The sequence below is a fragment of the Pseudomonas sp. PDM13 genome, assembly GCF_025685765.1.
Taxonomy (GTDB): domain Bacteria; phylum Pseudomonadota; class Gammaproteobacteria; order Pseudomonadales; family Pseudomonadaceae; genus Metapseudomonas; species Metapseudomonas solani.
In genome coordinates, this window is record NZ_JAOTQU010000029.1 from 59,646 (window position 1) to 85,648 (window position 26,003).

24 protein-coding genes are annotated in these 26,003 nt (G+C 66.7%); 16 read left to right on the forward strand and 8 right to left on the reverse strand.

Annotated features, from left to right (window positions below; all coding sequences use genetic code 11):
- Positions 1-397: 397 nt before the first annotated feature.
- Positions 398-1,822 carry an aspartate ammonia-lyase gene (locus OEJ36_RS25350; protein ID WP_043243088.1) on the reverse strand — a complete coding sequence of 475 codons (1,425 nt, stop codon included), beginning with the start codon at positions 1,820-1,822 and terminating at the stop codon, positions 398-400.
- 176 nt (positions 1,823-1,998) lie between these two features.
- Here OEJ36_RS25350 and OEJ36_RS25355 point away from each other — a divergent pair, with 176 nt between their 5' ends.
- Entirely contained in the window at positions 1,999-2,919 is a 921-nt protein-coding gene (locus OEJ36_RS25355) for a LysR substrate-binding domain-containing protein (protein ID WP_263403876.1), read from the forward strand.
- A 20-nt stretch (positions 2,920-2,939) separates the two neighbouring features.
- Here OEJ36_RS25355 and adhP read toward each other — a convergent pair whose 3' ends face one another.
- Complete coding sequence (gene adhP / locus OEJ36_RS25360; RefSeq protein ID WP_263403877.1) at positions 2,940-3,962, reverse strand: alcohol dehydrogenase AdhP; 1,023 nt, start codon at positions 3,960-3,962, stop codon at positions 2,940-2,942.
- A gap of 233 nt (positions 3,963-4,195) precedes the next feature.
- Between adhP and purE the strand changes: the two genes are divergently transcribed.
- The 4 genes from purE to OEJ36_RS25380 all read left to right on the forward strand — a co-directional run bounded on the left by purE (position 4,196) and on the right by OEJ36_RS25380 (position 6,708).
- Positions 4,196-4,687 carry a 5-(carboxyamino)imidazole ribonucleotide mutase gene (gene purE / locus OEJ36_RS25365; protein ID WP_021220952.1) on the forward strand — a complete coding sequence of 164 codons (492 nt, stop codon included), beginning with the start codon at positions 4,196-4,198 and terminating at the stop codon, positions 4,685-4,687.
- A gap of 3 nt (positions 4,688-4,690) precedes the next feature.
- On the forward strand, positions 4,691-5,773 hold the full coding sequence (locus tag OEJ36_RS25370; protein ID WP_263403878.1) for a 5-(carboxyamino)imidazole ribonucleotide synthase: 1,083 nt from the start codon (positions 4,691-4,693) through the stop codon (positions 5,771-5,773).
- Positions 5,774-5,847: 74 nt separating this feature from the next.
- Positions 5,848-6,096, forward strand: a complete 249-nt coding sequence (locus OEJ36_RS25375) for a GlsB/YeaQ/YmgE family stress response membrane protein (RefSeq protein WP_263403879.1) — start codon at positions 5,848-5,850, stop codon at positions 6,094-6,096.
- Between the two features lie 66 nt (positions 6,097-6,162).
- Positions 6,163-6,708, forward strand: coding sequence for a DUF3299 domain-containing protein (locus OEJ36_RS25380; protein ID WP_263403880.1), 546 nt, complete (start codon positions 6,163-6,165; stop codon positions 6,706-6,708).
- Between the two features lie 99 nt (positions 6,709-6,807).
- Here the strand turns inward: OEJ36_RS25380 and OEJ36_RS25385 are convergent, their stop codons facing one another.
- The gene (locus tag OEJ36_RS25385) at positions 6,808-7,719 is read right to left on the reverse strand and encodes a D-hexose-6-phosphate mutarotase (protein ID WP_263403881.1); all 912 of its coding nucleotides are present in this window, start codon (positions 7,717-7,719) and stop codon (positions 6,808-6,810) included.
- Positions 7,720-7,863: 144 nt separating this feature from the next.
- Positions 7,864-8,271: an acyl-CoA thioesterase gene (locus OEJ36_RS25390; protein WP_021222325.1), complete on the reverse strand. Its 408-nt coding sequence runs from the start codon at positions 8,269-8,271 to the stop codon at positions 7,864-7,866.
- Between the two features lie 289 nt (positions 8,272-8,560).
- Here OEJ36_RS25390 and OEJ36_RS25395 point away from each other — a divergent pair, with 289 nt between their 5' ends.
- The gene (locus OEJ36_RS25395) at positions 8,561-9,847 is read left to right on the forward strand and encodes an MFS transporter (protein WP_184491994.1); all 1,287 of its coding nucleotides are present in this window, start codon (positions 8,561-8,563) and stop codon (positions 9,845-9,847) included.
- A gap of 73 nt (positions 9,848-9,920) precedes the next feature.
- On the opposite strand, the gene OEJ36_RS25400 is transcribed toward OEJ36_RS25395, so the two are convergent.
- Positions 9,921-11,228: a PQQ-dependent sugar dehydrogenase gene (locus tag OEJ36_RS25400; RefSeq protein WP_263403882.1), complete on the reverse strand. Its 1,308-nt coding sequence runs from the start codon at positions 11,226-11,228 to the stop codon at positions 9,921-9,923.
- A 156-nt stretch (positions 11,229-11,384) separates the two neighbouring features.
- On the opposite strand from OEJ36_RS25400, the gene OEJ36_RS25405 reads away from it, so the two are divergent.
- The 7 genes from OEJ36_RS25405 (at position 11,385) to OEJ36_RS25435 (ending at position 20,430) form a co-directional block, all read left to right on the forward strand.
- Entirely contained in the window at positions 11,385-12,356 is a 972-nt protein-coding gene (locus tag OEJ36_RS25405; RefSeq protein WP_021222322.1) for a phosphate ABC transporter substrate-binding protein PstS, read from the forward strand.
- Between the two features lie 169 nt (positions 12,357-12,525).
- The gene (locus tag OEJ36_RS25410; protein ID WP_263403883.1) at positions 12,526-14,814 is read left to right on the forward strand and encodes an ABC transporter permease subunit; all 2,289 of its coding nucleotides are present in this window, start codon (positions 12,526-12,528) and stop codon (positions 14,812-14,814) included.
- 67 nt (positions 14,815-14,881) lie between these two features.
- Positions 14,882-16,498: a phosphate ABC transporter permease PstA gene (gene pstA, locus OEJ36_RS25415; protein ID WP_263403903.1), complete on the forward strand. Its 1,617-nt coding sequence runs from the start codon at positions 14,882-14,884 to the stop codon at positions 16,496-16,498.
- An 81-nt stretch (positions 16,499-16,579) separates the two neighbouring features.
- Complete coding sequence (gene pstB / locus OEJ36_RS25420) at positions 16,580-17,413, forward strand: phosphate ABC transporter ATP-binding protein PstB (protein WP_021222319.1); 834 nt, start codon at positions 16,580-16,582, stop codon at positions 17,411-17,413.
- Positions 17,414-17,530: 117 nt separating this feature from the next.
- Positions 17,531-18,280 (forward strand): phosphate signaling complex protein PhoU, encoded by a 750-nt coding sequence (gene phoU / locus OEJ36_RS25425; RefSeq protein ID WP_184491991.1) that lies wholly within the window; start codon positions 17,531-17,533, stop codon positions 18,278-18,280.
- A gap of 244 nt (positions 18,281-18,524) precedes the next feature.
- Entirely contained in the window at positions 18,525-19,427 is a 903-nt protein-coding gene (locus OEJ36_RS25430; protein ID WP_263403884.1) for a response regulator, read from the forward strand.
- Positions 19,428-19,530: 103 nt separating this feature from the next.
- On the forward strand, positions 19,531-20,430 hold the full coding sequence (locus tag OEJ36_RS25435; protein ID WP_043243052.1) for a peptidoglycan DD-metalloendopeptidase family protein: 900 nt from the start codon (positions 19,531-19,533) through the stop codon (positions 20,428-20,430).
- On the opposite strand, the gene OEJ36_RS25440 is transcribed toward OEJ36_RS25435, so the two are convergent.
- A complete protein-coding gene (locus tag OEJ36_RS25440) occupies positions 20,427-21,200 on the reverse strand; it encodes an AraC family transcriptional regulator (RefSeq protein WP_263403885.1) in 774 nt (257 codons plus the stop codon). The genes OEJ36_RS25435 and OEJ36_RS25440 overlap by 4 nt on opposite strands.
- Before the next feature lie 92 nt (positions 21,201-21,292).
- On the opposite strand from OEJ36_RS25440, the gene OEJ36_RS25445 reads away from it, so the two are divergent.
- From OEJ36_RS25445 to prfH, 3 genes are all read left to right on the forward strand, one after another.
- The gene (locus OEJ36_RS25445; protein WP_263403886.1) at positions 21,293-21,544 is read left to right on the forward strand and encodes a hypothetical protein; all 252 of its coding nucleotides are present in this window, start codon (positions 21,293-21,295) and stop codon (positions 21,542-21,544) included.
- Between the two features lie 229 nt (positions 21,545-21,773).
- Positions 21,774-22,910, forward strand: a complete 1,137-nt coding sequence (locus OEJ36_RS25450) for an RNA ligase RtcB family protein (protein WP_263403887.1) — start codon at positions 21,774-21,776, stop codon at positions 22,908-22,910.
- Positions 22,910-23,524: a peptide chain release factor H gene (gene prfH, locus OEJ36_RS25455; protein WP_263403888.1), complete on the forward strand. Its 615-nt coding sequence runs from the start codon at positions 22,910-22,912 to the stop codon at positions 23,522-23,524. Before OEJ36_RS25450 ends, prfH begins: the two co-directional genes overlap by 1 nt.
- A gap of 76 nt (positions 23,525-23,600) precedes the next feature.
- Here prfH and OEJ36_RS25460 read toward each other — a convergent pair whose 3' ends face one another.
- Entirely contained in the window at positions 23,601-24,362 is a 762-nt protein-coding gene (locus OEJ36_RS25460) for a TerC family protein (RefSeq protein WP_021222311.1), read from the reverse strand.
- Between the two features lie 106 nt (positions 24,363-24,468).
- A complete protein-coding gene (locus OEJ36_RS25465) occupies positions 24,469-25,776 on the reverse strand; it encodes a CitMHS family transporter (protein WP_263403889.1) in 1,308 nt (435 codons plus the stop codon).
- Positions 25,777-26,003 lie beyond the last annotated feature (227 nt).

A 26,003-nucleotide genomic window follows, 5' to 3' on the forward strand; every position in this document is an offset into this window, starting at 1 on the left:
GTGCTGGGATCGGCTTCGCTCGGTGGATAAAAGAGCGTTATCCATCGTACCCAACGGGAGGGTTTGTGCGGGCACGGTGCGTCGGTCGATGTAGGGTGGACCCCGCTTCATCGGTCCACCGTTTCGGCGTTGGGGTTGGCACCGATTCACCGGCGCTTGCGGTGCTTCCTGTAGGGGCGAATTCATTCGCCCAAGGATCGCGCAGCGGTCCCATGGATTCCGCAGGGCGGGCCTGCGGCCCGCTTGGCGACTGAAGTCGCCCCTACACGGACTTCGGCAGACAGTGGGATTCGGGGCTTGTGGATAACCCCTTTTCCACAGGCGAAAAAAAAGGATGGCTGGCGCCATCCTTGAAGGATGAAGGGGCAGGGCCCCTCCTGGTGAGTCAGGTGTCGCGTCAGGCCTTCAGGGGCACCAGGCGCGGGGCGATCATGTTTTCCGGGCGGAGGATGTCGGCGAGCATGGACTCGTCCAGCAGCTTCTCCTCGCGCACCAGTTCCAGCACGCCGCGGCCGCTGATCAGCGCTTCCTTGGCGATGCGGGTGGAGTTCTCGTAGCCGATGTAGGGGTTCAGCGCGGTGATCAGGCCGATGGAGTTCTCCATCAGTGCGCGGCAGTGGGCTTCGTTGGCGGTGATGCCGACGATGCAGTGCTCGCGCAGCATGTCCATGGCGCGTTGCAGCAGGCGGATCGAGTCGAAGATCTTGTAGGCGATCAGCGGCTCCATCACGTTCAGCTGCAGTTGGCCGCCTTCGGCTGCCAGGGTCAGGGCGAGGTCGTTGCCGATCACTTCGAAGGCGACCTGGTTGACCGCTTCCGGGATCACCGGGTTGACCTTGCCGGGCATGATCGAGCTGCCCGGCTGGCGGGCCGGCAGGTTGATCTCGTTGATGCCGGTGCGCGGGCCGCTGGAGAGCAGGCGCAGGTCGTTGCAGATTTTCGACAGCTTGACCGCGGTGCGCTTGAGCATCCCGGAGAAGAGCACGAAGGCGCCCATGTCCGAGGTGGCTTCGATCAGGTCGGCAGCGGGCTTGAGCGGCTGGCCGCTGATGGTGGCCAGGCGCTCGACGGCCAGGTGCTGGTAGCCCGGGTCGGCGTTGATGCCGGTGCCGATGGCGGTGCCGCCGAGGTTCACTTCGGTGAGCAGTTCCGGCGCCAGGCTGCGCAGGCGGCCGAGGTCTTCGCCCAGGGTGGTGGCGAAGGCGTGGAATTCCTGGCCCAGGGTCATGGGCACGGCGTCCTGCAGCTGGGTACGGCCCATCTTGAGGATGTGCGAGAACTCTTCGCCCTTGGCGGCGACGGCCTGGATCAGGCTGTCGAGGCTGGCCAGCAGCGCGTCGTGGCCGAGCAGCAGGCCCAGGCGGATGGCGGTGGGGTAGGCGTCGTTGGTGGACTGCGCCATGTTCACGTCGTTGTTCGGGTGCAGGTAGGCGTACTCGCCCTTGTTGCGGCCCATGGCCTCGAGGGCGATGTTGGCGATCACCTCGTTGGCGTTCATGTTGGTGGAGGTGCCGGCGCCGCCCTGGATCATGTCGACCACGAACTGGTCGTGGAAATCACCGCGGATCAGGCGGGCACAGGCCTCGCTGATGGCGGCGTGCTTTTCCGCGTTGAGGTGCCCCAACTGCTTGTTGGCATCGGCGGCGGCCTGCTTGACCATCGCCAGGGCGATTACCAGCTTCGGGTAGTGCGACAGGGGCACGCCCGACAGGCGGAAGTTCTGCACGGCGCGCAGGGTCTGGATGCCGTAGTAGGCATCAGCGGGGACTTCGAGGGTGCCGAGCAGGTCTTTTTCTACACGAAAGGATGCAGCGGAGGACATGATGTAATACATCTCAGGGAAGACACGGCCAGTGCCGCGATGCCCAATAGACTAAGCTTGCAACCGTTCGTCGACCAATGCTGTTATCCGCTGGGTCATGCACAAACGGCATAATGTGGCCGTGACCCGCTTCGTTCGGGAAGCGTGTGCACCAAAATCGGGCAAAGGGGGCCGAGATGAACCTGGAAACCAAATGGCTGGAGGACTTCGTCGCCCTGGCCGCCACCCGCAGCTTTTCCCAGGCGGCGGAGAAACGCTTCGTCACTCAGCCGGCCTTCAGCCGGCGCATCCGCAGCCTGGAGGCGGCCTTGGGGCTGACCCTGGTGAACCGTTCGCGCACGCCGGTGGAGCTCACCGAGTCGGGCCAGCTGTTCCTGGTCACCGCGCGCAGCATGGTCGAGCAGGTGGGCGAGGTGGTGCGCCACCTGCATCACCTGGAAGGGCAGCAGGGCGAGGTGCTGCAGTTCGCCGCCGCCCACTCCCTGGCGCTGGGCTTCTTCCCGCAGTGGATCGCGCGGCTGCGCGGCGAGGGCCTGAACATCGCCAGCCGACTGATCGCCACCAACGTCGGCGACGCCGTGCATTCCCTGCGCGAGGGCAGCTGCGACTTGATCCTGGCCTTCTATGATCCGGACGCCTCCCTGCAGATGGACCCGGAAATCTTCCCCTCCATGCACCTGGGCAGCACCGAGATGCTGCCGGTGTGCGCGGTGGACGCGAATGGCGAGCCGCTCTACAGCCTGGAGAACGGGCAGAGCGTGCCGCTGCTGGCCTACACCGCCGGGGCCTTCCTCGGGCGTTCGGTGAACCTGCTGCTGCGCCAGCGGGCGTTGCGCTCCACCACTGTCTATGAGACGGCCATGGCCGACAGCCTCAAGAGCATGGCGCTGCAGGGCATGGGCGTGGCCTGGGTGCCGCGCTTCAGTGCCCAGGCGGAGCTGGCGCGGGGTGAACTGGTGGTGTGTGGCGGGTCGCAGTGGCATGTGCCGCTGGAGATCCGCCTGTACCGCTGCGCGCTGGTGCGCAAGGCGGCGATCCGCCTGCTGTGGCGCAAGCTGGAAGGCGGGGCGGGCAGCGAGGGGGCGACCCCGGCCTGAGCCGGGGCCGGTTGGCGGGGTTACATCTGCAGGACTACGCGGCCTTCGATCTGCCCGGCGCGCATGCGGTCGAGGATGCTGTTGATGTTGTCCAGGCTGTCGGTGCTGAAGGTGGAGTGCACCAGGCCTTCGCCGGCGAAATCCAGCGCTTCCTGCAGGTCCGCGCGGGTGCCGACGATGGAGCCGGTGATGCTGATGGCCTTGAGCACCACGTCGAAGATCGGCGTGGGGAAGTCGCCCGGCGGCAGGCCCACCAGGGCCACGGTGCCGCCGCGACGGGCCATGCCGATGGCCTGGCCGAAGGCGCTGTTGGACACCGCGGTGACCAGCACGCCGTGGGCGCCGCCGATGTCGCGCTGGATCACCTCGGCCGGGTTCTCGTTACGGGCGTTGACCGTAAGGCTGGCGCCGAGCTTGCGGGCTAGTTCCAGTTTGGCGTCGTCGACGTCGATGGCCGCCACGTGCAGGCCCATGGCGCGGGCGTACTGCACGGCCACATGGCCCAGGCCGCCGATACCGGAGATGGCCACCCACTGGCCGGGGCGCGCGCCGGTGACCTTGAGGCCTTTATAGACAGTGACACCCGCGCAGAGGATCGGCGCGATCTCGGCGAAGCCGACGTTCTTCGGCAGCACGCCCACGTAGTTGGGGTCGGCGAGCACGTACTCGGCGTAGCCGCCGTTCACCGAGTAGCCGGTGTTCTGCTGGCCCTCGCAGAGGGTTTCCCAGCCGGTCAGGCAGTGTTCGCAGCAGCCGCAGGCGGTGTACAGCCAGGGCACGCCGACGCGGTCGCCTTCCTTGACCCGGGTGACCCCGGCGCCCACCGCCGCCACGTAGCCGACGCCTTCGTGGCCGGGGATGAAGGGCAGGGCGGGCTTCACCGGCCAGTCGCCCTCGGCGGCATGCAGATCGGTGTGGCAGACGCCCGAGGCTTCGATCTTCACCAGGATCTGGCCGGGGCCGGGCAGCGGCACCTTCACCTCTTCGATCCGCAGCGGTTCGCCGAAGGCATGGACGACGGCGGCTTTCATGGTCTGGTTCATGGCATGCACCTCCTGAAAAAGGAGCCTGGAGTGTGCACCCGCGCGCTCGCCCGACCCTTGCTCCAGGGCAATTTCCGGGCGCCTTGGCAAGCCGCTGGACGGACGGTAGGCAAGGCCGGGCTTTGCGTTATACTGCGCGGCCTTCGGCCGGCAGCGCACGCCGGCCCACATCGCAGACAAGCCACGCCATATGCGTGGCTTGTTGGTTTTTCGACTCTTGATGAGGCACGACGATGAGCGCACTGGTAGGCGTGATCATGGGCTCCAAATCCGATTGGAGCACCCTCAGCCACACCGCCGAGATGCTGGAAAAGCTGGGTATCCCCTTCGAGGTGAAGGTGGTTTCCGCGCACCGCACTCCGGACCTGCTGTTCCAGTACGCCGATGAGGCCGAGGCCCGTGGCATCCAGGTGATCATCGCCGGTGCCGGCGGCGCCGCCCACCTGCCGGGCATGTGCGCGGCCAAGACCCATCTGCCGGTGCTCGGCGTGCCGGTGCAGTCGTCCATGCTCTCGGGCGTCGACTCGCTGCTTTCCATCGTGCAGATGCCGGCGGGCATCCCGGTCGCCACCCTGGCCATCGGCAAGGCCGGTGCGGTGAATGCCGCCCTGCTGGCCGCCAGCATCCTCGGCCACCAGCACCCGCAGTACCACGCGGCGCTGAAGGCCTTCCGCGACGAGCAGACCCGCTCGGTGCTCGACAATCCGGACCCGCGTGAGGCCTGACAGATGAAGATCGGCGTGATCGGCGGCGGCCAGCTCGGCCGCATGATGGCCCTGGCGGGCACCCCGCTGGGCATGAACTTCGCCTTCCTAGACCCGGCCCCGGACGCATGCGCCCAGGCCCTTGGCGAACACATCCGCGCCGACTACGGCGACCAGGACCACCTGCGCCAGCTGGCCGACGAAGTGGACCTGGTGACCTTCGAGTTCGAGAGCGTGCCGGCCGAGACCGTGGCCTTCCTCTCGCAGTTCGTGCCGGTCTATCCCTCGGCCGACGCCCTGCGCATCGCCCGTGACCGCTGGTTCGAGAAGTCGATGTTCAAGGAGCTGGGCATCCCCACCCCCGAGTTCGCCGACATCCAGTCCCAGGCCGACCTGGACGCCGCGGTGGCCGCCATCGGCCTGCCGGCGGTGATGAAGACCCGCACCCTGGGTTACGACGGCAAGGGCCAGAAGGTCCTGCGCAAACCGGAAGATGTAACCGGCGCCTTCGCCGAGCTGGGCAGCGTGCCCTGCATCCTCGAAGGCTTCGTGCCCTTCACCGGCGAAGTGTCCCTGGTGGCGGTGCGCGCCCGTGATGGCGAGACGCGCTTCTACCCGCTGGTGCACAACACCCACGACAACGGCATCCTGCGCCTGTCTATCGCCAGCACCGACCACCCGTTGCAGGCCCTGGCCGAGGATTACGTCGGTCGCGTGCTGCAGAAGCTGGACTACGTCGGCGTGCTGGCCTTCGAGTTCTTCGAGGTGGACGGCGGCCTGAAGGCCAACGAAATCGCCCCGCGCGTGCACAACTCCGGGCACTGGACCATCGAAGGCGCCGAGTGCAGCCAGTTCGAGAACCACCTGCGCGCCGTCGCCGGCCTGCCCCTGGGCTCCACCGCCAAGCTGGGGGAGAGCGCCATGCTCAACTTCATCGGCGAGGTGCCGGCCGTGGACCAGGTGATCACCATCGCCGACTGCCACCTGCATCACTACGGCAAGGCCTTCAAGGCCGGGCGCAAGGTCGGCCATGCCACCCTGCGCTGCGCTGACCGTGCCACCCTCGATCGGCAGATCGCCGCGGTCGAGGCACTGATCGCCGGCTGAACCCCTGCCGCTGCGCTCAGTCTGAAAAAGGGCGTGTCCATGGACACGCCCTTTTTCATTGTGGAGGAACCGTCATGGGACTCATCGGTACTATTTTCATCGGCCTGATCGTCGGGCTCATCGCGCGCTTCCTCAAGCCGGGCGATGACAGCATGGGCTGGATCTGGACCATCCTCCTGGGCATCGGCGGCTCCTTCGCCGCGACCTATGGCGGCCAGGCCCTGGGCATCTACCAGGCCGGCGAAGGCGCGGGCTTCATCGGCGCGGTGGTGGGCGCCATCGTGCTGCTGGTGATCTACGGCCTGATCAAGAAGAACGACTGAGGGCTGGGAACCGGGAACGGGCGCGGCTAGTCTTAGCGCCTGTTTCTTCCCCTCGAGTTCTCCCTGATGCGCCGTGCCCTGCTTCTCTCCCTGCTGCTGTGCAGCACCCTGGCCCATGCCCGGCTGGACATGCCGGAAACCGATTGGCTGGAACTGATGCCCGCCGAGGACCGCAAGGCCCTGGAGGAGATGCCGGAAATCAGCCACGACACCCCGGAAGCGGACGGCACCTTCAACAACAAGGGCGGCCTCAAGCAGCAGGACAAGGACCTGCCGGCGGTGATGTATTCGGCGAAGACGGTGGCCAAGCTCAATGGCCAGAAGATCCGCATCGGTGGCTATCCGGTGCCGCTGGAGACCGACGCCAAGGGGCGCGGCACGCTGTTCTTCCTGGTGCCCTACCCGGGGGCCTGCATCCACGTGCCGCCGCCGCCGCCGAACCAGATCGTGCTGGTGCGCTACCCCAAGGGCATCGCCCTCGACGATATCTACACCCCGCTCTGGGTCACCGGCACCCTCAAGGTGGAGCAGGTCAGCAACGACCTGGCCGATGCCGCCTACGCGCTGGACGCGGGCGAGGTGCGGGTCGTAGAGGATGAGGATATTCAGTAAGGCGAACAGCGCTCGTGATATCGGCTTCGTAGGGCGGGTGAAACCCGCGAGGGTTGATACACCCTGTGTCGGGTCGCACCCGACCTGCGCCCGCTCAGGTCAGAGCGCTTCGCTCCACAGGCTGACGCCCATGCTGTGGCTGGCACCCGGTTGCAGCAGCAGGCTGTCGTCCAGCACCCGGGCGGTTTCGATGCAGAGCATGCGCTGCCAGGCGTCGTCGGCGAACTGGGAGAGGCGGGCGGCCTTGTCGATCCAGGGGTTCCACACCACCGCCGAGGCGGAGTCGCTGGCTTCGATCAGCACCCGGCGGCGCCAGGCGTCATCACGGATGGCCAGGCGCGCCGGGGTGCCGAGGTAGATGCGGTCGGTCTCGCCGCCGAAGGTCACCTCGCCCACCTGCTGGCGGCGTTCCCAGCCTTCCAGGGTTTCGATGTAGTCGCAGCCGTCCAGGCCCTCCACCCGCACCTGGCGGATGTCGCTGACGGCGAAGTAGCTGTGCAGCGCCTGGCTCAGGGCCAGGGGCGCGTCGCCGCGATTGCGGGTTTCCAGGGTCAGCTGCAGGCGCTGGCCCAGGTGGATTTCCAGGCGCAGCCCGGCATCGCCCTTCCAGCCGGGCAGCGGTGTGCGGCGGCTGTCCCAGGACAGCACCAGGCGTGCCACGCCATCCAGGGCTTCCACCCCTTCCAGTTCCCAGTCGAGGCTGCGTACACCGCCATGGGCCGGCGCTGCGCCATCGCCCTGGTAGTGGGCCTGGATCGCCTCGGGGTTGCGCTGCAGGTCACCGAACCAGGGCCAGCACACCGGCACGCCACCGCGCACCGATTGGCCGCGCTGGAACGCCGCCTGCTCGCTGAGCCAGATCAGCGGCTCTTCGCCATTGCGCTGGTAGCTGAGCACCTGGGCGCCCTGCTGGGCCACCAGCAGTTCCGCATCGGCGGTGCGCAGGCGCCAGCAGGGCAGTTGATCCATGTCGATCCGCTCGATCTGCGGAACCTTGCTTTCGCTGTTCATCCGGGTGCTCCTGGGCCTTTGGCTGTTTGCCGTCTGCATTGGGCAGGGGCGGGCCGGCGGGGTTCCCCCGAAACCGGCGAATGCATGAAGGGTATCAATGGGGGAGGGGGCGTTCGCGCGTGCGCTCGCCCCTCGGGACGGGGCTCAGCCGCGGCGCGGCGGAACCGGGCGGGTGCGACCGCTGCCGTCGATGGCGACGAAGACGAAGACCGCCTCGGTGACCTTGCGCCATTCGCTGGAGAGCGGGTCGTCGCTCCATACCTCGACCAGCATCTGGATCGAGCTGCGGCCGATTTCCAGTGCCTGGGTATAGAAGGAGAGCTGGGCGCCCACGGCGACCGGGACGAGGAACGCCATGCGGTCGATGGCGACGGTGGCGACGCGGCCCCCGGCGACCTTGTTGGCCATGGCGGTGCCGGCGAGGTCCATCTGCGAGACCAGCCAGCCGCCGTAGATGTCGCCGAAGCCGTTGGTTTCGCGGGGTAGCGCGGTGATCTGCAAGGCCAGGTCGCCTTGGGGAGTCAGGTTTTCTTCTTCTTCGATCTCGATCATGCCTGGGGTGCCTCTGCCCCTGTGCTGCTTTGGATGGCGTCTATGGACGGGGAAGGGCAAGGTGCCCTGCAAAATTCCCCCTGCGCCCGCCGACCCACTGCATGTCGCCCGCGCGCAACAGCGCGCAGTATATAGCTCGCCGCGACGGGCGACGACCGCCGGGTTTCGCTTTTGACCACCCATACGTCAGAGATTGTGTGCGCCCGGCGGCTTTTTGCTATTTTGCGGACCGACCCGCCGCCAACGCAGCGGCGGGGCATGCCCTGCCTGCACTGACAAGAGATCACCCATGTCCACCGTTCTCGCCTCCGAGGCTCCCGCGCGGCCATTGACCCGCAGCGACTACAAGACCCTGTCCCTGTCCGCCCTGGGCGGCGCCCTCGAGTTCTACGACTTCATCATCTTCGTGTTCTTCGCGGCGGTGGTGGGCAAGCTGTTCTTCCCCGCCGAGATGCCCGAATGGCTGCGCCAGATGCAGACCTTCGGCATCTTCGCCGCCGGCTACCTGGCGCGGCCCCTGGGCGGCATCGTCATGGCGCACTTCGGCGACCTGCTGGGGCGCAAGCGCATGTTCACCCTGAGCATCTTCCTGATGGCGGTGCCGACGCTGATCATGGGCCTGCTGCCCACCTACGAACAGATCGGCATCCTGGCGCCCCTGGCCCTGCTGCTGCTGCGGGTGATCCAGGGCGCGGCCATCGGTGGCGAAGTGCCCGGCGCCTGGGTGTTCGTCGCCGAGCACGTGCCGGAGCGGCACATCGGCTACGCCTGCGGCACCCTGACCTCGGGCCTGACCTTCGGCATCCTGCTGGGCTCGCTGATGGCGACCCTGATCAACAGCATCTATACCCCGGCCGAGGTGCAGGACTGGGCCTGGCGCATCCCCTTCCTGGTGGGCGGCGTGTTCGGCCTGTTCTCCGTCTACCTGCGCCGCTGGCTGCACGAGACGCCGGTGTTCGCCGAGCTGCAGCAGCGCAAGGCGCTGGCCGAGGAAGTGCCGCTCAAGGCGGTGCTGCGCGAGCACCGGGGCGCCATCGCCATCAGCATGCTGCTGACCTGGGTGCTGTCGGCCGGCATCGTGGTCGTCATCCTCATGACCCCCACCGTGCTGCAGACCGTGTACGGCTTCGCGGCGGCCACAGCGCTCAAGGCCAACAGCCTGGCCATCGTCTGCCTGACGGTCGGCTGCATCGCCTCGGGCGCCATCGCCGACCGCTTCGGCGCGGGGCGTACCTTCCTGGTGGGCGGGCTGCTGCTGGCGGCCAGCTCCTGGACCTTCTACACCAGCCTCAAGGCGCACCCGGACTGGCTGTTCCCGCTCTACGCGCTGACCGGTCTGTTCGTCGGCACCATCGGTGCCGTGCCCTATGTGATGGTCAAGGCCTTCCCGCCGGTGGTGCGCTTCTCCGGCCTGTCGTTCTCCTACAACCTGGCCTACGCCATCTTCGGTGGGCTGACGCCGATGATCGTCTCGTTGCTGATGAAGTGGGACCCGCTGGGCCCGGCCTACTACGTGGCGGCCCTGTGCGGGTTGGCGGTGTTCATTGGTCTGTACCTGATCGGCAAGAAGCGCTGATCGGTTTCATCGCAGTGGGGAGCTCCGCAGTGATGGGTTTCGCGGAGCTCTACCCATCCTACGGTGCTTTTGCTCACTTGACGGTCGAGGTCACGCGCCAGACCTTGTTGCCGACGTCGTCGGTCACCAGCAGGGCGCCGCGGGCGTCGAGCATCACGTCCACCGGGCGGCCCAGAGCGTTACCGTCCTCGTCGAGGAAGCCGGTGAGCACGTCCACCGGTTCGCCATTGGGCTTGCCGCCCTTGAAGGGCACGAAGATCACCTTGTAGCCGCTGTGCGGCTTGCGGTTCCACGAGCCGTGCTGGCCGACGAACAGGCCGTTCTGGAAGTCCGGCAGGGCGCCGCCCTTGCCGAAGGCGATGCCGAGGGACGCGGTGTGTGGGCCGAGGGCGTAGTCGGGCACCAGGGCCTTGGCGACCATGTCCGGGTTGGCCGGCTGCACACGCTCGTCGACGTGCTGGCCGTAGTAGCTCCAGGGCCAGCCGTAGAAGCCGCCGTCCTTCACCGAGGTGATGTAGTCGGGCACCAGGTCGCTGCCGATCTCGTCGCGCTCGTTCACCGCCGTCCACAGCGTGCCGGTCTCGGGCTCCCAGGCCAGGCCGTTGGGGTTGCGCAGGCCGCTGGCGAACAGGCGCTTGCTGCCGCTGGCGCGGTCCACTTCCCAGATCGCCGCGCGGCCTTCTTCCATCTCCAGGCCGTTCTCACCGACGTTGCTGTTGGAGCCGACGGTGACGTACAGCTTGCTGCCGTCGCGGCTGGCGATGACGTTCTTGGTCCAGTGGTGGTTGATGCCCGCCGGCAGGTCGGTGACCTTCTGCGGCGTGGCCTCGATGCGCGTCTGGCCTTCCTCGTAGGGCACGCGCACCAGGGCGTCGGCGTTGGCGATATAGAAGTCGCCACCCACCAGGGCCATGCCGAAGGGCGAGTGGAGGTTCTCCAGGAAGGGCGTCTTCAGGTCGGCCACGCCGTCGCCGTCGGTGTCGCGCAGCAGGGTGATGCGGTCGGCGCTGGGGGTGCGGGCACCGGCCTTCTCCATCACCTTGCCGGCGATCCAGCCCTTGAGGCTGAAGCCTTCACCGGAAGCTGGGGCGTTGCTCTCGGCCACCAGCACATCGCCATTGGGCAGCAGGTAGAGCCAGCGCGGGTGGTCCAGACCAGCGGCGAAGGCCTTCACCTCGGTGCCCGTGGTAGCGGTGGGCTGGCCACCTTCGGCCCAGCCCTTGGCCGGGGCCACGTTCACCGTGGGCAGCAGGGTCTTGTTCGGCGGCGGCAGCGTCGGGTTGGCGCCGGTGCCGTCGCTTACCTCCAGGCTGGCCTTGTCGCCGCAGGCCGAGCAGGCGGCGACGAGGACCGCCAGGGGCATCAGTCGTAGGGGGTGCATGGGCGTTCTCCTGAGGGGTGCGGGCTCATTCAAGCAGAGTTGGACAGCCATGATGGCCATTCATCCAATTGTCATATTCGGTTCATAGAGTGTTCATACGGCCTGCAGATACTGGCCCCCGATTCATCCAACCCGATCCTTTGCTAGGAGCAAGGCATGAAACTGAAGCGTTTGATGGCGGCCCTGACTTTCGTCGCCGCCGGCGTTGCGACCGCCAGCGCGGTTGCCGCTGTCGACCCGTCCATCCCGTCCTACACCAAGACCACTGGCGTATCCGGCAACCTCTCCAGCGTTGGTTCGGACACCCTGGCCAACCTGATGACTCTGTGGGCTGAAGCCTACAAGCGTGAATACCCGAACGTGAACATCCAGATCCAGGCCGCCGGTTCTTCCACCGCGCCGCCGGCTCTGACCGAAGGCACCGCCAACCTGGGCCCGATGAGCCGCAAGATGAAGGACGTCGAGCTGCAGGCCTTCGAACAGAAGTACGGCTACAAGCCGACCGCTGTTCCGGTTGCCGTCGACGCCCTGGCGATCTTCGTCCACAAGGACAACCCCATCAAAGGCCTGACCATGCAGCAGGTTGACGCCATCTTCTCCGCCAACCGCCTGTGCGGTGGCAAGAGCGACGTCAAGACCTGGGGCGACCTGGGCGTGACCGGTGACCTGGCTGCCAAGCCGGTTCAGCTGTTCGGCCGTAACTCGGTATCCGGCACCTACGGCTACTTCAAGGAAGAAGCCCTGTGCAAAGGCGACTTCAAGGCCAACGTCAACGAGCAGCCGGGTTCGGCTTCCGTCGTCCAGTCCATCAGCCAGTCCCTCAACGGCATCGGCTACTCGGGCATCGGCTACAAGACTTCCAGCGTGAAGACCGTAGCCCTGGCCAAGAAAGAAGGCGGCGAGTTCGTTGAAGACAACGAGCAGAACGCCCTGAACGGCACCTACCCGCTGTCCCGCTTCCTCTACGTTTACGTCAACAAGGCCCCGAACAAGCCTCTGGCCCCGCTGGAAGCCGAGTTCGTGAAGCTGGTCCTGTCGCAACAAGGCCAGCAGGTCGTGGTGAAGGATGGCTACATCCCGCTGCCGGCCAAGGTCGCTGAAAAAGCACTGAAGGATCTGGGCCTGTAATCCAGGACAGATGAAGGGGGCGGTCGCTTAGCAGACCGCCCCGCAAGGACGCGACGATGGCGGGAGACCCCCGCCATGGAGGCCCGCCCCCGGCACCATGCCCAGGGTGGGCCTCGTTGCGTCACCTCGCTGTAATCTTTCTGTCATACGAAGGCTTTAGGGTGTGCCCATGAATGATCTGGCCAGTTCCCCCATGACCTCGACGAATCCCCCCGCGCGCATCGATTTCAACACGCCGGCGCTGCAGCGCAAGCGCCGCATCCGTGCGTTGAAAGACAACCTGACCCGCTGGTACGTACTGGTGGGCGGCCTGGCCGTTCTCGCGGCCATTACCCTGATCTTCTTCTACCTCGCCTACGTGGTGCTGCCCCTGTTCCAGGGTGCCGAGCTGACCGCGAAGAAGGTGCAGAGCCCCGCCTGGCTCCAGCAGGACGCCGGCAAGCCGCTGCTGCTGACCATCGAGGAGCAGAACCAGGTCGGCATGCGTGTTTCCGACAAGGGTGAAGCGGTCTTCTTCTCCACCAAGGACGGCGCCGAACTCAAGCGCAGCCAACTGCCCCTGCCGGCAGGCGTCAGCGTCGCCTCCATCGGCCAGGACCAGCCCGGCAGCCCGCTGGTGGCCCTGGGCCTGAGCAACGGCCAGGTGCTGCTGTTCAAGCACAGCTACCTGGTGACCTACCCGGACAACAAACGGGTCATCACCCCGCAGATCGACTTCCCCTACGGCGACAAGCCCCTGGTGCTGAACCAGGCCGGCGGCGCGCTGGAGCATGTGGCGGTCAGCCACAACGACGAGACCCTGCTGCTGGCCGGCTCCACCGGTAACCAGCTGCATGTGCAGGAGCTGGTCAGCGAAGAGAACATGATGACCGGCGAGGTCACCGTCGAGCAGAACGCCCTCGCGCTGCCGCAGATGACCGAGCCGATCAAGGCGATCTACGTCGACCCGCGCCTGCAATGGCTGTACGTGGTCAACGGCCGCGCCCAGGTAGACGTCTTCAGCCTGCACGAGAAGAGCCTCAACGGCCGCTATAAGCTGTTCGAGGAAGGCGATCGCGAAGTCTCCGCCAGCGGCCTGCTGCTGGGCGGCATCTCGCTGATGATCGGTGACTCCAAGGGCGACGTGAGCCAGTGGTTCATGGTCCGTGGCGCCGACGGCGAAGCGCGCCTGACCCATATCCGCAGCTTCCAGCTGGGCAAGGCACCGGTGGTGCAGATCGCCCCCGAAGAACGCCGCAAGGGCTTCCTCGCCCTGGATGCCAGCGGCAAGCTCGGCGTCTTCCACAGCACCGCCGAACGCACCCTGCTGATCGAGCAGGTCACCGATGGCAGCGGCCTGATGGCCCTGTCGCCGCGCGCCAACCGCCTGGTGCTCGAAGAAGGCGGCCAGCTGTTGCCCTTCAGCCTGCGCAACCCGCACCCGGAAGTCTCCTGGAGCGCGCTGTGGGGCAAGGTCTGGTACGAAAGCTACGACGCACCCAAGTACGTCTGGCAATCCACCGCCGCCAACACCGATTTCGAACCCAAGCTGAGCCTGGCACCGCTGACCTTCGGCACCCTGAAGGCCGCCTTCTACGCCATGCTGCTGGCCGCTCCGCTGGCCATCGCCGCCGCCATCTACACCGCGTACTTCATGGCCCCGACCATGCGCCGCAAGGTGAAGCCGGTGATCGAGCTGATGGAAGCGCTGCCGACGGTGATCCTCGGCTTCTTCGCCGGCCTGTTCCTCGCGCCCTATGTCGAAGGCCACCTGCCGGGCATCTTCAGCCTGCTGTTGCTGACGCCGATCGGCATCCTGCTCGCCGGCTTCCTCTGGAGCCGCCTGCCGGAGTCGATCCGCCTGCGCGTGCCGGACGGTTTCGAAGCGGCGATCCTGATCCCCGTGGTGCTGCTGGTGGGCTGGTTCGCCCTGGGCATGAGCCCGCTGCTGGAAGCCTGGTTCTTCGGTGGCGACATGCGCCTGTGGATCAGCAATGACCTGGGCATCACCTACGACCAGCGCAACGCCCTGATCGTCGGCCTGGCCATGGGCTTCGCGGTGATCCCGAACATCTTCTCCATCGCCGAAGACGCCATCTTCAGCGTGCCGCGCAGCCTCACCTACGGTTCCCTGGCCCTGGGCGCCACGCCCTGGCAGACCCTGACCCGCGTGGTGATCCTCACCGCCAGCCCGGGCATCTTCTCGGCGCTGATGATCGGCCTCGGCCGTGCAGTGGGCGAGACCATGATCGTGCTGATGGCCACCGGCAACACCCCGGTGATGGAAGTGAACATCTTCGAAGGCATGCGCACCCTGGCAGCCAACGTCGCGGTGGAAATGCCGGAATCCGAAGTGGGTGGCTCGCACTACCGCGTGCTGTTCCTCGCATCCCTGGTGCTGCTGATGTTCACCTTCGTGATGAACACCCTGGCAGAGCTGATCCGTCAGCGCCTGCGCAAGAAATACGCCTCGCTTTAAGGTGGAGAATTCCGTGAAACAGGTTTCCCTCAAATACTGGTTCAAGAGCGGCGCGCCAGGTGTGTGGATGAGCGGTGGCGCCGTGTCCATCGCCGTCATCATGACCATCGGCCTGCTGTCGGTGATCGCCGTGCGCGGCCTCGGCCACTTCTGGCCGGCCGACCTGATCGAAGCCCAGTACAGCGTGCCGGGCCAGGCGCCCAAGGCGCTGATCGGCGAAGCGGTGCAGATCGAGGAAGTGTCCCGTGCGCGCCTCAAGGGTGCCGGCCTGCCGGTGCCCGAAGAAGGCCCCGAGTTCATGACCCGCGAGCTGCTCAAGGTGGGCAACCGTGAGGTTTACGGCAGCGACTTCACCTGGGTGGTGGGCGAATGGTTGCAAGACCAGAAGAAGCCCGCCGAGCTGATCGCCATGGAGCGCCGCGAGTGGGGCAACTTCTACGGCCGCCTGGTGAGCGTCAAGGAGAACGGCCAGGTCGTCGCCGAGGGCGAGGCCGCCATGGCCGAGCTGCAGAAGCGCCTGAAGCGTGTCGATGACCTCTACGCCCAGCTCTACCAGCTGGAGAAGAAGGACATCGGCGCCATCAACCATGGCCTCGAGCGCCTGCGCCTGGAAGGCCGCAAGCTGGAACTGGACGGCAAGCTCGACGCCGCCGCCCAGGCCGACCTGGCTGCCGAACGCGCCGAGCTGGATGCCCGCTACAAGGGCCTCGAAGCCCAGCTGAGCGGCCTGCACGAAGCCTTCAACCGCGACAGCGTGGTGGTTCGCGAAGCCGGTGGCCAGGAGCAGGAAATCACCCTGGGCAAGGTGGTGCATGCCTACCAGCCCAACAACATGGGCGTGTTCCAGAAGATCGGCTTCTACTTCGCCAAGCTGTGGGAGTTCCTGGCGGACGACCCCCGTGAGGCCAACACCGAAGGCGGTATCTTCCCGGCCATCTTCGGCACCGTGATGATGACCCTGATCATGGCTGTGATCGTCACCCCCTTCGGTGTGGTGGCGGCCATCTACCTGCGCGAATACGCCAAGCAGGGCGTGCTCACCCGCATCATCCGCATCGCCGTGAACAACCTGGCCGGCGTCCCGGCCATCGTCTACGGTGTGTTCGGCCTGGGCTTCTTCGTCTACGTGCTGGGTGGCTCCATCGACCGCCTGTTCTTCCCCGAAGCCGCCCCGGCGCCGACCTTCGGCACCCCGGGCCTGCTCTGGGCCTCGCTGACCCTGGCCATCCTCGCGGTGCCGGTGGTGATCGTGGCCACCGAGGAAGGCCTGGCGCGGATTCCCCGTGCGGTACGTGAGGGCTCCCTGGCCCTGGGCGCGACCAAGGCGGAGACCCTGTGGAAGATCGTCCTGCCGATGGCCAGCCCGGCCATGATGACCGGCCTGATCCTCGCCGTGGCCCGCGCCGCCGGCGAAGTGGCGCCGCTGATGCTGGTGGGCGTGGTCAAGCTGGCCCCGAGCCTGCCGGTGGATGGCAACTACCCCTACCTGCACCTCGACCAGAAGATCATGCACCTGGGCTTCCACATCTACGACGTCGGCTTCCAGAGCCCCAACGTAGAGGCCGCCCGCCCGCTGGTGTACGCCACCGCGCTGCTGCTGGTGCTGGTGATCGCGCTGCTGAACCTCTCGGCCGTCGCCATCCGCAACCACCTGCGCGAGAAGTACAAGGCGCTGGACAACTGAGTTAGCCCCGAGCGGCGTGCCACACGCCGCTCCGCTTGAAACTTGAAGCTTGTAGCCAGGCGCTACGAACGGAGTGAAATCATGCAACACGAAAGCCATAGCCACGGCGTCAACATTTCCGCCCTCGGCCGCAGCAAGCAGAGCCTGAGCCTGGCCGAGGAAACCGTTGCCCTCGAAGTGCCCGGCCTCAACCTGTACTACGGCGAGAAGCAGGCCCTGTACGACGTGCAGATGAACATCCCGAAACAGCGCGTGACCGCCTTCATCGGCCCGTCCGGCTGCGGCAAGTCCACGCTGCTGCGCTGCTTCAACCGCATGAACGACCTGGTGGATGGCTGCCGCGTCGATGGCGAGATCCGCCTCGACGGCAACAACATCTACCGCAAGGGCGAGGAAGTGGCCGAGCTGCGCCGCCGCGTCGGCATGGTGTTCCAGAAGCCCAACCCCTTCCCCAAGAGCATCTACGAGAACGTCGTCTACGGCCTGCGCATCCAGGGCATCAACAAGAAGCGCGTGCTCGACGAAGCCGTTGAATGGGCCCTCAAGGGCGCGGCGCTGTGGGAGGAGGTCAAGGACCGCCTGCACGAATCCGCCCTCGGCCTCTCCGGCGGCCAGCAACAGCGTCTGGTCATCGCCCGCACCATCGCGGTCGAACCCGAAGTGCTGCTGCTCGACGAACCCTGCTCGGCCCTGGACCCGATCTCCACCCTCAAGGTGGAAGAGCTGATCTACGAGCTGAAGAGCAAGTACACCATCGTCATCGTCACCCACAACATGCAGCAGGCCGCGCGCGTCTCCGACTACACGGCGTTCATGTACATGGGCAAGCTGATCGAATTCGGCGATACCGATACCCTGTTCACCAACCCGGCCAAGAAGCAGACCGAGGACTACATCACCGGTCGCTATGGCTAGTCGCGTGGGACGCGACAGCTGCAAGCCGCAAGCGTCAAGCGGCAAGTAGCTCAAGGACACGAATCAACCGACTTGAAGCTTGCGGCTTGAAGCTTGCGGCTTTCGCGGAGCGAAAACATGATCGACAAAGACAGCCTCACCCATCACATCTCCCAGCAGTTCAACGCCGAACTGGAGGACGTGCGCAGCCACCTCCTGGCGATGGGCGGCCTGGTGGAGAAACAGGTCAACGACGCCGTCACCGCGCTGATCGACGCCGACTCGGGCCTGGCCCAGCAGGTGCGCGAGATCGACGACCAGATCAACCAGATGGAGCGCAACATCGACGAGGAGTGCGTACGCATCCTCGCCCGTCGCCAGCCGGCGGCCTCCGACCTGCGCCTGATCATCAGCATCTCCAAGTCGGTGATCGACCTGGAGCGCATCGGCGACGAGTCCTCGAAGATCGCCCGCCGCGCCATCCAGCTCTGCGAAGAAGGCGTGTCGCCGCGCGGCTACGTCGAAGTCCGCCACATCGGCGACCAGGTGCGTCGCATGGTGCAGGAGTCCCTGGACGCCTTCGCCCGCTTCGATGCCGACCTGGCCCTGTCCGTGGCCCAGTACGACAAGACCATCGACCGCGAGTACAAGACCGCCCTGCGCGAGCTGGTCACCTACATGATGGAAGACCCGCGCGCCATCAGCCGCGTGCTCAACATCATCTGGGCCCTGCGTTCCCTGGAGCGCATCGGCGACCACGCACGCAACATCGCCGAGCTGGTGATCTACCTGGTGCGCGGTACCGACGTCCGCCACATGGGCCTGGCGCGCATGCAGGAAGAAGTGAAGGGCACCGCCAACAAGGGCGGCGACACCCCCGCCAGCTGATCCGCCCCGCTTCAGGAAAACGCCCGGCCATGCCGGGCGTTTTCGTTGGTGGCCCCAACCACCTTCCCCGGCTGCTCCATCCCCCCGTAGGAGCGAGCTCTGCTCGCGAAACCCGTGCCTTTCAATGTCCCGGCACCATCCCGGAAACCACCTTTCACCCGAAAGGGTGCGCGATGTCGCATTCAGTTTGGCAAAGCGCTATCAGCCGAGGCTATGCTTACGCCCGTTCTCTGAGGAGTGGTCGATGAGCAAGGTGACAGTGCTGGTAGTGGACGATGCGTCCTTCATTCGCGATCTGGTGAAGAAGGGGCTGCGCGACCACTTCCCCGGCATCCAGATCGAAGAAGCGATCAACGGGCGCAAGGCCCAGCAGATGCTGGCGCGTGCGGCCGTCGATCTGATCCTCTGCGATTGGGAGATGCCGGAGATGTCCGGCCTCGAGCTGCTCACCTGGTGCCGCTCCCAGGACACGCTGAAGACCACGCCCTTCGTCATGGTTACCAGCCGTGGCGACAAGGAGAACGTGGTGCAGGCCATCCAGGCCGGCGTCTCCGACTACATCGGCAAACCCTTCTCCAACGACCAGTTGGTGACCAAGGTGAAGAAGCAGCTGGCCCGCGCCGGCAAGCTCGAAGCCCTGGCCGCCGGTGCGCCGCCGAAGATGCTCAGCAGCGGCGGCTTCGCCAATGATTCCCTGGCCGCCCTCACCGGCGGCAAGGCCGAGGTGGTCAAGCCCGCCGCAGCACCCAAGGCTGCTGCCAAGCCGGCTGCACCGACCCCGTCGGCCAAGGCCGCCGGCCAGGCACCGGGTGGTCGTGGCCAGGCCCAGCTGCGCCTGCCCAGCGGCGTGCTCTCCTGCGTGATCAAGACCATCAGCCTCAAGGACGCCCACCTGGTGGTGAAGCGCGGCGAGCCGCTGCCCCAGGTGCTGGAAAGCGCCGTGCTCGACCTGGAGCAGGGCGAAGGCGGCGAGGTGGCGCGCCTCAACGGCTACCTGCATTCGGTGGCGGCCCTGGAGCCCAAGCCCGACAGCGAATGGCTGCAACTGACCTTCCGCTTCGTCGACCGCGACCCGCAGAAGCTCGACTACCTCTCGCGCCTGATCGCCCGTGGCTCGGCGCAGAAACATTTCGTACCCGGCGCCTGAGCCAACCCCGTCACAGCCCGACGGCCGGCGCCTCGCGTGGTGCCGGCGGCGCTGCTAGGCTTGCCAGCTCCGGGATACCCATAACCACTAGATCCATGCAGTCATGCTAGGGCGCATTCTTCTTCTCTGCGGTTCGCTGGCGGCAGCCCTGCCGGCGTGCGCGCTGACCATCTACAAGTACACCGATGCCAACGGCGTGGTCACCTACACCGACAAGGCCGTCGCGGGCGCGCAGGTGTTCGTTTTCCGTGATCGCATGGTCGAGCGCCTGGACCTCTCGGTGAAGCTGGAAACCCAGAAGCACGATGCCGGCGAAACCCTGCTGGTGCGCAACGACCTCTACGCGCCGGTGGAAGTGGAGCTGAGCCTGAGCAACGTCAGCAACGCCGTGGGCGCGCCGGACAAGCCCATCCGCTGGGTGCTGCCGCCGCGCAGCAAGATCCGCCTCGCCACCCTGGCCCCGGCCGACTCCAGCAAGGCCATGCGCTACAAGCCGCGCCTGCGCTACGCCCTGGGTGACCCGCGGCAGCAGCCTTCGCTCTACAACTACCCGCTGCCCTGGCTCGGTGGCCCGTTCCGCCTCACCCAGGGCGCCAACGGCCAGTACAGCCACTTCACCCCCAAGGGCCGTTACGCCCAGGACGTGGCCATGCCCGAAGGCACGCCCATCGTCGCCGCCCGCCCAGGGATGGTGGTGAAGATCGAGAACCAGCAGAGCGGCCGGGGCAACAACCCCTCCGGCAACTTCGTGCGCATCCTCCACAACGACGGCACCATGGGCGTCTACCTGCACCTGATGCGTGGCTCGGTGAAGGTCCAGGAGGGCCAGCGCGTGGCCATCGGCGAGCAGATCGGCCGTTCCGGCAACACCGGCAACAGCACCGGCCCGCACCTGCATTTCGTCATCCAGCGCAACGTCGGCCTGGCGCTGGAATCCATCCCCTTCAAGTTCGCCCAGCCGGTGGATTCCCTGCCCAACTTCGCCGTGGGCGGCGACGACTAGCGCGCGAAATAGCGCCCCGGCGTCACCCCGAAGTGGCGCCGGAACATGGCGATGAACGCACTGACGTTGTCATAGCCCAGCTCCAGCGCCACCCGTGTCACCGCATCGCCCGTCGCCAGGCGCTCCAGGGCCCGCAGCAGGCGTGCGCGCTGGCGCCACTGGCCGAAGGCGAAGCCCGTCTCCTCGACGAAGCGCCGGGCCAGGGTCCGGGACGACATCCCCGTCCACTGCGCCCAGGCCTCCAGGCTGCGGTTGTCCGCCAGCTCATCGGCCAGTGCCTGGCAGATGCGCCGCAGGCGCGGGTCCGTTGGCAGCGGCAGGCCGAAGGATTCCTCCGGCAGGCCCTGCAGCTCGTCGAGGATCACCCCGGCGATGCGCAGCTGCCGTTCATCCAGCGGCCCCTCGCCCCAGTCCGTCGCACGCCGCACCGCCTCCCGCAGCAGGCCCGAGGTGGCGATGATCCGGGGCGCCTGCGGCAGTTCCCGGCACGCTTGCGGCGCCACATAGACGCTCCAGCCATCGAAGGGCCCGTGGGAACGCAGGGCATGCTCGCAACTCGGCGGCACCCACACCGCATGGGTGGCGGGTACCACCCAATGGCTGTCGGCCGCCGTCACCGACAGCAGGCCACGCCCAGCGCCGAGCAACTGGCCACGGGCGTGGGAGTGGAGGGCGGTCTGGCGTTCGAGGGGGCTGTGCTGCCATACCGCGACCAGCAGCGGGCCACCGTCGGCCTCGGCGAGGGAGGGTGAAACCAGGGGCTGCGACATTGGCAATTTCACATTATCGATCGGCATGGATAAGGCAGTTTAGCCAAGTCTCCGGCCGCAGAATGGGCCCTCATCCACAGGAGGACACCGCCATGCGTGCCGAAGACCTGCTCCCCGACCATCTCAACCACCGTGACTTCAACGGCACCCGCGTGCGCAAGGGCACGGTGGGCGCCTTCCTGATCAACGCCCGGTGCTGGTGCGACCCGGCCACCCCGGCGCAGCAGCGCGCCGCCGCCGAGCAGGAGGTGCTGGCCGCCCTGCCGGCGCTGCAGGCGCTGGGGCTGTTCGAGGTTCTGCAGGTGCGCGACCCGGCCCTGCGGGCTTTGTGCGGGCAATCATGAGTCGTGCATGACGGGGATTGCGCAGCGGCGCGGATCGGCCTAGGATTCGCGCCTTCTTCTCCCCTCAACCGACAGCAAAAGGAGGTCCATCATGCAAACACTGATCACCCTTTGCAGGTCGCGCCTGGCTTAATCGCTTCTTCCGTCCTTCTTCGCGACGGTTCCGCACTGCCCGACCCAGACCTGCCAAATCCAAGCATTTTTCGTTTCAACCCATTTGGATTGGACTATGGGCACTTGCATTCGCAATTTGTCCGACGGCATCACCCTGATCGCCGCGGACGACACCTGGATCGAAGGAAAAGCGATCCAGCAACTTGAAACCACCGCCCGCCTGCCGGGCATGCAACGGGTGGCCGGCATGCCGGACCTGCACCCGGGGCGCGGCTACCCGGTGGGCGCCGCGTTCTTCTCCAGCGGCCGCTTCTACCCGGCGCTGGTGGGCAACGACATCGGCTGCGGCATGGCCTTCTGGCGCACCGATATCCCGGTCGCCAAGCTGCACCTCGACAAGCTGGAGAAGCGCCTGGGCTCCCTCGACGCACCGCTGGACGACAGTTGGCAGGAGGCGATCGCCGCCTTCGGCCTGCCGCCCTGTGGGCACGAGCGTTCCCTGGGCACCATCGGCGGCGGCAACCACTTCGCCGAGCTGCAGCAGCTCGACGAAGCCTATGACGACGAGGCCCTGGCGGCCCTGGGCGTCGACCGCAAGCACCTGCTCCTGCTGGTGCACAGCGGCTCCCGTGGCCTGGGCGAAGCCATCCTGCGCGAGCAGGTGGACCGCTTCAGCCACGCCGGCCTGGAAGCCGGCAGCGCCGAGGCCGAGCACTACCTGGCCCGCCACGACGGCGCCCTGCGCTTCGCCGAGGCCAACCGGCAACTGATCGCCCGACGCATGCTGGAACGCCTGCGTGCCCACGGCGAGCAACTGCTGGACGTGAACCACAACCTCGTCTCCGCCGCGACCATCGGCGGCGTCGACGGCTGGCTGCACCGCAAGGGCGCCACGCCGGCGGACCAGGGCGTGATGGTCATCCCCGGCTCCCGGGGCGACTACAGCTACCTGGTGGCACCGGTGGTCGACGAGCGCAGCCTGCTCTCGCTGGCCCACGGCGCCGGGCGCAAATGGATGCGCAGCGAGTGCAAGGACCGCCTCGCCAAGCGCTACAGCGTCGAGCAACTGGAACGCACCGCTTTGGGCAGCCGGGTGATCTGCGCCGACCGCGCGCTGATTTACGAGGAAGCGCCGGAAGCCTACAAGGCCATCGACTCGGTGGTCGGCGCCCTGCGCGAAGCTGGCCTGGTACGGGTGCTGGCGCGGCTCAAGCCGGTGCTCACCTACAAGACCAAGGGAGGCTGCTGCTGATGATCCTCCTGCAACTCTCGGCGGCCCAGGGGCCGGACGAATGCGCCCTGGCGGTGGCCAAGGCGCTGCACCGGCTGCTGGACGAAGCCGCCACTCTGGATGTGCAGGCCCAGGTGCTGGAGCGGGAGGAGGGCGCCCGTCGCGGCACGCTCGCCTCCGTGCTCCTGGCCCTGGACGGCGCGCGTGCGGACGAGCTGGCCGGGCACTGGGAAGGCTCCCTGCAATGGACCTGCCCCAGCCCCTACCGGCCCAACCACGGGCGCAAGAACTGGTTCTTCGGCGGTGCGCGGTTCGCCGCGCCACCGGCCAGCCTGGAAGGCGAGATCCGCTTCGAAGCCCTGCGCTCCTCGGGCCCGGGCGGCCAGCACGTCAACACCACCGACTCGGCGGTGCGCGCCACCCACCTGGCCAGCGGCATCAGCGTCAAGGTGCAGAGCGAGCGCAGCCAGCACGCCAACAAGCGCCTGGCCATCCTCCTCATCGGACAGCGCCTGGCACAACGCGCCGAACAGGCCGACGACGCCCTGCGCGCCGAGCGACGCCTGTTCCACCACCGGGTGGAACGGGGCAACCCGGTGCGCTGCTTCCGAGGCGAGCGCTTCGAGCCGGTGTGAGCCGGCTTTCACCCACCCACAAAAAACGGGGCCATTCGGCCCCGTTCTTCATTTCAGCTGGCGATGACGCCCGGGTTTATTCCCCGGGGATGTCCTTGCGCAGCTTGACCGGGTCTTCCTTGCGCTTGCGCGCGGTGCGCATGCGGATGTTCAGGGCTTCCACGGCCAGGGAGAAGGCCATGGCGAAGTAGACGTAGCCCTTCGGCACGTGGACTTCGAACGACTCGGCGATGAGCACGGTACCGACCACCACGAGGAACGACAGGGCCAGCATCTTCAGGCTCGGGTGCTTGTCGATGAAGTCGCTGATGGTGCCGGCGGCGGCCATCATCACCAGCACGGCGACGACGATGGCGGCGACCATCACCGGCACGTGGGAAACCATGCCCACGGCGGTGATCACCGAGTCCAGGGAGAACACGATGTCGATGATGGCGATCTGGATGATGGTGCCGATGAAGTTGCGCGCGGCGCCGCCTGCCTGCGGCTGCTCGGTTTCATCCTCGCCTTCGAGGCTGTGGTACATCTCGGTGCTGCTCTTCCACAACAGGAACAGGCCACCGAAGAACAGGATCAGGTCGCGCCCCGAGATGCCCTGGTCGAAGACGTGGAACAGGTCGGCGGTGAGCCGCATGATCCAGGTGATCGACAGCAACAGCAGGATGCGGGTGACCATCGCCAGCGCCAGGCCGAAGAAGCGGGTGCGTGCCTGCATGTGCGGCGGCATGCGGCCCACGAGGATGGCGATCATGATGATGTTGTCGATGCCCAGGACGATCTCCAGGGCAGTCAGGGTGAAGAAGGCGACCCAGATTTCCGGGCTGGTCAGCCATTCCATGATGCGGTTTCCTCGTGCGTTGCTGCGTTCAGGGGGTTGGAGCACGACGAAGCCGGAATCTGCGCGAGGGCATTTCCGGCTTCGGCGAGGGCGCGTCGCCTGCGGTTCAGTGTGTACCGAACAGCGGGAACACGCCGAGTAATAGTGCGGCGAGCAGGATACACAGACAGATCATCACCGCCCACTTCAACGTGAAGCGCTGGTGGTCGCCGAATTCGATCTTCGCCAGGCCCACCAGCAGGTAGGTGGAGGGCACCAGCGGACTGAGCAGGTGCACCGGCTGGCCTACGATGGAGGCCCGCGCCATCTCCACCGGGCTGATGCCGTAATGGCCCGCCGCTTCGGTGAGAACCGGCAACACGCCGTAATAAAAAGCGTCGTTGGACATGAAGAAGGTGAACGGCATGCTCACCAGCGCGGTGATCACCGCCATGTACGGCCCGAGGGACGGCGGGATCACTGCCAGCAGGCTCTTGGACATCGCCTCCACCATGCCGGTGCCGGAAAGGATGCCGGTGAAGATGCCCGCAGCGAAGATCAGCCCGACCACCGCCAGCACGTTGCCGGCATGGGCCGCGACGCGCTCCTTCTGCTGCTGCAGGCAGGGGTAGTTGATGATCATGGCGATGCTGAAGGCGATCATGAACAGCACCGGCAACGGCAGCAGGCCGGCGATCAGCGTCACCATCAGCGCGGCCGTCAGCGCCGCGTTCACCCACAGCAGTTTCGGCCGGCGCGCTTCCGGGTACTGGGAAACGCTGATCTCGTCGTGGCTGATCTGCTCGTCCGGCAGTTGCAGCACGCCGAGGCGGGCACGCTCACGCTTGCCATAGACCCAGGCCAGGGCGAACAGCGCCACGGCGCCGGCGACCATGGCCGGGATCATCGGCACGAAGATGTCCGACGGGTCCACGTGCAGGGCGCTGGCGGCACGGGCGGTGGGGCCGCCCCAGGGGGTCATGTTCATGATGCCGCCGGCGAGGATGATCAGCCCCGCCATGATCAGCGGGCTCATGCCCAGGCGGCTGTACAGCGGCAGCAGGGCGGCGACGCAGATCATGTAGGTGGTGGCACCGTCACCGTCGAGGGAGACGATCAGCGCCAGGGCGGCGGTGCCCACCGAAACCTTCAGCGGGTCGCCCTTGACCACCCGCAGGATGGCGCGCACGGCGGGGTCGAACAGCCCGGAGTCGATCATCAGGGCGAAGTAGAGGATGGCGAACATCAGCATCACGCCGGTGGGCGCGAGCTTGCCGATGCCCTCCAGCATCATCGGGCCGATGCCGGCCGCGAAGCCGCCGAGCAGGGCGAAGGCGATGGGGACGATGATCAGCGCGATCAGCGCGGACAGGCGCTTGGTCATGATCAGGTACATGAAGGTCATGACCATGGCGAAGCCAAGGAAGGTCAGCATGGGAATCTCCGGACGAGGGGGCGACGAGGGCGGGGCGGGTTCAGCGCGCGGGTCGGGTACGGAGAGGGGGCGGAACGAGGCCGTGAAGGCGGCAGGAGCGGAGCATGGCAATCACCCATCTTGTTGTTGTCGGGGTTGCCGGGCGGAGCGGATGCAGCGCCCGGCGGCCGGTCTTTGCCGGCAGTGGGACGATGCTAAGGGGCGAAGCTTTCAGCCAGCTTTCGCGG